Source organism: Piscicoccus intestinalis NBRC 104926 (genome assembly GCF_001515525.1).
Taxonomy (GTDB): Bacteria; Actinomycetota; Actinomycetes; order Actinomycetales; family Dermatophilaceae; genus Kineosphaera; species Kineosphaera intestinalis.
Map to the genome: position 1 here is coordinate 1 of NZ_BCNQ01000276.1, position 1,645 is coordinate 1,645.

The 1,645-nt window shown below is 74.5% G+C and carries 1 protein-coding gene; it reads left to right on the forward strand.

Going from position 1 to position 1,645, the window contains the following annotated elements; translation table 11 throughout:
* On the forward strand, positions 1-1,645 hold a 1,645-nt coding region (locus PINTE_RS21160; RefSeq protein WP_068434556.1), incomplete at both ends, for an ATP-dependent DNA helicase.

Below are 1,645 nucleotides of genomic sequence, written 5' to 3' on the forward strand. Positions count from 1 at the left end.
GGGCAGATCGCCATGGCCCGGGCCGTGTCCGACGCGGTCGCCGACGAGAAACACCTGCTCGTGCAGGCCGGCACGGGCACCGGCAAGTCGCTGGCCTACCTCGTGCCCGCCCTCGCCCACGCCCAGGAGACGGGTCGGCCAGTCGTCGTCGCCACCGCCACCCTCGCGCTGCAGGCCCAGATCGTCGACCGCGACCTGCCGCGCCTGGCCGCCGCGCTCGGCACGACGCTGGGCCGCCGGCCCTCCTACGCGCTGGTCAAGGGCCGCCGCAACTACGTGTGTCAACACAAGCTCGCCGGCGGCTACCCGGCCGACGACGAGGAGTCGCTGATCTCCTTCGGCACCGTCGAGGCCTCCGCTTCCCGGCTCGGCGCCGAGGTCGCGCGGCTGCGGGAGTGGGCCGAGCAGACCGACTCCGGCGACCGCGACGAGCTCGTGCCCGGCGTCTCCGAGCGCGCGTGGCGGCAGGTCTCGGTCTCCGCGCAGGAGTGCCTCGGCGGCAAGTGCCCGATGGTCGCCGAGTGCTTCGTCGAACGCGCCCGCGCCGACGCCGCCGACGTCGACGTCGTCGTCACCAATCACTCCTTCATGGCCATCGACGCCTTCGACGAGCGCGCGATGCTGCCCGAGCACGACCTGCTCGTCATCGACGAGGCCCACGAACTCGTCGACCGCATCACCTCGACGATCACCGACGAGATCTCCGCCGCCACGGTCTCCGCCGCCGCCAAGCGGTGCGCCAAGCTCGCCGACGACTCCCAGGAGCTGCAGGTCGCCGCCGACCTCGTCGAGACCGCCCTCGCCCAGGCCGAGGAGGGGCGCCTGGCGCACCTGCCCGAGCAGCTGGCCCTGGCCCTGACCAGCGTCACCGAGGCCGCCAAGGCCGTGCACGGGCAGATCAAGGCGCCGCCCGGAGGTGGGGTCGACACCGACGGCTCGCGCGCCCAGGCCAAGGCCGCTCTCGACGAGCTGTACCGGGTGGCCGACCGGCTGCTCGGGGAGTCCGAGCAGGACGTCGCGTGGCTGGCCCGCGACCTGCGCCGCGGCACGAGCAGCGTGCGGGTCGCGCCGATGAGCGTGGCGATGAAGGTGCGCGACCACATCCTCGGCGACCGCACGGTCGTGCTCACCTCCGCCACCCTCGAGCTCGGCGGCAGCTTCGATGCGGTCGCCGGGTCGCTGGGCATGCTCGGCGACGGCGCCCCGCCCTGGTCCGGCCTCGACGTCGGGAGCCCGTTCGACTACCCGCGCCAGGCCATCGCCTACGTCGCCGCGCACCTGCCCAAGCCCGGCCGCGACGGCACCGCGCCGGAGCTGCTCGACGAGATCGAGGCGCTCGTGCGGGCCTCGGGCGGGCGCGCCCTCGGGCTGTTCTCCTCGATGCGCGCGGCCCAGGCCGCGAGCGAACAGATGCGCGACCGGCTCGGGCCCGAGTGGACCGTGCTGTGCCAGGGCGACGACCAGACCGCCACGCTCGTGCGCGATTTCGCCTCCGACGCGCGCACCTGCCTGTTCGGCACGCTGTCGCTGTGGCAGGGGGTCGACGTGCCCGGCTCGGCGTGCCAGCTCGTGTTCATCGACCGCATCCCGTTCCCGCGGCCCGACGACCCGCTCGCGCAGGCCCGCACCCGCGACGTCGCCCGCC